Below are 4,027 nucleotides of genomic sequence, written 5' to 3' on the forward strand. Positions count from 1 at the left end.
CGGTCGCGGCGACCTGCCGGGGCACCCGGCGACCGCGGGAACGGGCCCGCAGCCCGGTCCAGCGCCGGGCGCCGCCCGGCACACCCGAGCGGCCCGGCACCCGCGCCGCGAGCAGCACGGCGAGCAGCACCAGGGCCGTCAACGCGGCGCCGGCGAGCAGGTCGGCCGGGCGCAGCGCGAGCAGGGTGAGCTGCGCGAACGCGGACACCCACGCAACCCCGAGAATCCCCAGCGGTACCGGCACGGATCCAGCCTAGGACCCCGCGTCACGCCGACCGATCGGATCGCGGCCATCCGGGTCGGACCGACACGCGGAGTGCGACGCGCAGTTGAGCTCGACACGCGGGCCGACGCGCCGTCACCACGTTTCCCGTCATCGCCACGGTGGGTAACCATGCGACCGACCGACGCGGACGGACCGCGACCGGCAGGAACGGACGGTGGTGGCGATGACCGGCCAGGTGGCGGAGGCGCCCAGCGGGACGACCGCGGGGACCGAATTGCTCACCGTGGGTGTCGAGGAGGAGTTCCTGCTCGTCGACCCGCACACCGGAGCCGCGGTACCCGCCGTCGACCTGGTCCTCGAACAGGTGCCGGCCGAACTGCGCGGGCAGGTGGAGCGGGAGTTCCAGACCAGCCAGATCGAGATCGGCAGCCCGCCCGGCCTCGAGCTCTCCTCGATCCGGCACTCCCTCGGCGTGCTGCGCCGGGCGCTCGCCGACGCCGCCGAGCGGGCCGGCGTACGGCTGCTGGCCATCGGCACCGGGCCGGTGGACGGTCCGGTGCCGCCGGTGGTGGACAAACCCCGCTTCGACCGGATGATCGAACGGTTCCGGCTGCTCGTCCCGGGTCCCGGCAACAACGGCATGCACGTGCACGTGGGTGTGCCGGACCCGGAAACCGGCGTGCAGGTGTTGAACCACGTCCGGCCCTGGCTGCCGATGCTGCACGCGGTGACCACCAACTCCCCGTTCGCCCGCGGCGAGGACACCGGCTACGCCAGTTGGCGCTCGGTGGAGTGGGAACGTTGGCCGTCGGTGGCGCCGACGCCCTGGCTGGAGTCGCACGAGCACTACGGGCGGCTGATCCGCCAGCTGATCGCCAGCGGGGTGATGCTCGACGAGGGAATGCTCTACTGGTACGCCCGGCTGTCGGCGAAGTACCCGACCGTCGAGCTGCGGATCGGCGACGTCTGCCCGTCCGTGGACGACGCGGTGCTGGTCGCCGCGCTGGTCCGGGCCCTGGTGGCCACCGCCATGTCGGACGTCGAGGCCGGCCGGCCGGCGCTGCCCACCGATCACCACCTGCTGGTCGGCGCGCACTGGCGGGCCGCCCACGACGGCCTGGAGGGCGACGGCGTCGACGTCACCACCGGCGAGCTGCGCCCGGCCTGGGAGCTGCTGGACCGGTTCGTGGAACGCATGCGGCCGGCGCTGGAGCAGCACGGCGACTGGGCCGAGGTGACCGACCTGCTCAGCGGACTGCGCCGGCACGGCACCGGCGCGGCGCGGCAGCGGGCCGTGTTCGCCCGCACCGGAAAGCTCACCGACGTGGTGCGGGACGTGGCGCGACAGACCCGCGGCTGAACACCTCGTGACAGGATGATCCCGTGGCGCAACGGCTGATCGTCATCGGCGGGGACGCCGCCGGCATGTCGGCGGCGTCGCAGGCTCGACGCCGCCGGGGCCCTGACGACCTGGAGATCGTGGTCTTCGAACGTGGCCACTTCACCTCCTACTCGGCGTGCGGCATCCCGTACTGGATCAGCGGCCTGGTGTCCGACCCCGAGGAGTTGATCGCCCGCTCCCCGCAGACGTTCCGCACCGAGTACGCCATCGACGTGCGGACCCGCCACGAGGTGACGGCCATCGACCTGGAGCGCCGCGAGGTGATCGCCCGGGACCTGGAACACGGCGGCGAGATCCGCGAGCGCTTCGACGAGCTGATGTACGCCGCCGGCGCGGTGCCGATGAAGCCGTCGTGGGCGGACACCGACGCGGGCGGCGTGTTCGGCATACAGACCCTCGACGATGGCGCGGCACTGCGCGACTGGCTGGACAGCGAGCCGCAGCCGCGGCGGGCGGTGGTGGTCGGCGGCGGGTACATCGGCGTCGAGATGGCCGAGGCCCTGATCCAGCGCGGCCTCTCCGTCACCCTGGTCGAGGCGGGCGACCAGCCCATGGCGACCGTCGACGGTGACATGGCCGAGCTGGTCGCCGAGGCGATGCGCGGCCTTGGCGTCACGATCCGCACCGGCCTGCGGGTGACCGGCCTGGAACAGCGGAACGGCCGGGTGTCCGCGGTGGTCACCGCCGAGGGGCCGATGCCGACCGACGTCGTGGTCCTGGGTCTGGGCGTACGCCCGAACGCCGCGCTCGCCGAGGCGGCCGGGCTGCCACTCGGGCCCACCGGGGCGATCCGGGTTGACCGCCGGATGCGGGTGCCCGGCATGCCGGGGATCTGGGCCGGCGGCGACTGCGTGGAGACACTGCACCGGGTCAGCGGGATGCCGGTGCACATACCGCTGGGCACGCACGCCAACAAGCAGGGCCGGGTGGCCGGGATCAACATCGGCGGCGGGTACGCCACCTTCACGGGCGTGATCGGCACGGCCGTCACGAAGGTCTGCGACCTGGAGGTGGGCCGGACCGGCCTGCGTGAGCGGGACGCCACCGCGGCCGGCTTCGACTTCATCTCCGTGGTCGCCGATTCGACCAACCGGGCCGGCTACTACCCCGGTGCTCGGCGGATGACCGTCAAACTGATCGCCGAGCGACCGAGCGGGCGACTGCTCGGCGCGCAGATCGTCGGCTGGTCCGAGGCGGCCAAACGGATCGACACGCTGGCCGTGGCGCTGTGGAACGGCATGACGGTGGACGATATGACGGCGCTCGACCTGGGCTACGCTCCGCCGTACGCGCCGGTGTGGGACCCGGTGCTGATCGCCGCCCGAAAAGCCGTCGACGTGCTGGCCGCCGTCGACCGCTGACCCGCGCCGCCCGTGGAGGACCACCCCGTGACGCAGACCCCGACCCGGCCGACCGCGCGCCGGCGCCCGACGATGGTCGACGTGGCCCGGCACGCCGGTGTCAGCCTGAAGACCGTTTCCCGGGTGGTCAACGACGAGCCGGTGGGGCAGGAACTGGTCGGCCGGGTGCTGGCCGCCATCGCCGAGCTGGGCTTCCGGCGCAACGACATCGCCCGCAACCTGCGCTCCCGGCAGCTCAACGCCACCGTCGGGCTGCTCATCGAGGAGATCGCCAACCCGTTCTACGCCACCATCGCCAGCGTCGCCGCCGACATCGCCGCCGCGCACGGGACCATGCTGATCACCGCCTCCTCCGAGGAGGACCCGGAGCGGGAACGCGCCCTGCTCCAGGATTTCACCCAGCGCCGGGTCGACGGGCTGCTGGTGGTGCCGGCCGGCCTGGACCATTCGTTCCTGCGGCGCGAGGTGGAGCTGGGCATGCCGGTGGTCTTCCTGGACCGGCCGCCGCAGGGGCTGCTCGCGGACGCCGTGCTGCTGGACAACCAGGGCGGGAGCCGTGCCGGGGTCGGCGCTCTGCTCGACGAGGGACACCGTCGGGTGGGGGTCCTGCTCGGCGCCCCGAGTGTGCCGACCATTCGCGAGCGGCTGGCCGGCGCCCGGGCGGCGCTGACCGCCGCCGGGATCGAACCCGACGATTCGCTGGTCCGCGACCGGCTCATCGCGCCGGAGGAGGCCGGGCGGGCGGTCGCCGAGCTGCTCGACCTGCCGGACCCGCCCACCGCCTTCTTCTGCGGCAACAACCGGCTCACCGTCGGCGCTCTGCAGGAGCTGCACCGGCGGGGCAGCGACGCCGCGCTGGTCGGCTTCGACGACTTCGAGTTGGCCCACCTGATGCCCAGGCCTCTCACCGTCGTCGGGTACGACACCCGGGAGCTGGCGCGGATCGCCACCGAACGGCTGTTCCGGCGGATCGCCGGTGACGACTCCCCACCGTCAACCACCGTCCTCCCCACCAGCCTCCTCCACCGCGGCCTACCC

The 4,027-nt window shown here is 73.4% G+C and carries 4 protein-coding genes; 3 read left to right on the top strand and 1 reads right to left on the bottom strand.

The window, feature by feature from the left end; all coding sequences use genetic code 11:
- Window positions 1-244, bottom strand: a 244-nt coding sequence (locus EAD89_RS17715) for a hypothetical protein (protein ID WP_121676520.1), incomplete at its 3' end; no start/stop codon positions are given.
- Window positions 245-449: 205 nt separating this feature from the next.
- On the opposite strand from EAD89_RS17715, the gene EAD89_RS17720 reads away from it, so the two are divergent.
- The 3 genes from EAD89_RS17720 to EAD89_RS17730 all read left to right on the top strand — a co-directional run.
- Window positions 450-1,586, top strand: coding sequence for a glutamate--cysteine ligase (locus EAD89_RS17720; RefSeq protein ID WP_199723513.1), 1,137 nt, complete (start codon window positions 450-452; stop codon window positions 1,584-1,586).
- A gap of 23 nt (window positions 1,587-1,609) precedes the next feature.
- Window positions 1,610-2,989: an FAD-dependent oxidoreductase gene (locus EAD89_RS17725; RefSeq protein WP_121676521.1), complete on the top strand. Its 1,380-nt coding sequence runs from the start codon at window positions 1,610-1,612 to the stop codon at window positions 2,987-2,989.
- A gap of 72 nt (window positions 2,990-3,061) precedes the next feature.
- Window positions 3,062-4,027, top strand: a 966-nt coding sequence (locus EAD89_RS17730) for a LacI family DNA-binding transcriptional regulator (protein WP_147458825.1), incomplete at its 3' end; no start/stop codon positions are given.

The sequence above is a fragment of the Micromonospora sp. BL4 genome (assembly GCF_003667505.1).
Lineage (GTDB): Bacteria > Actinomycetota > Actinomycetes > Mycobacteriales > Micromonosporaceae > Micromonospora.

Coding starts and splice junctions, on each gene's coding strand:
- EAD89_RS17720 (WP_199723513.1), top strand. CDS start 450: ATGACCGGCCAGGTGGCGGAGGCGCCCAGCGGGACGACCGCGGGGACC.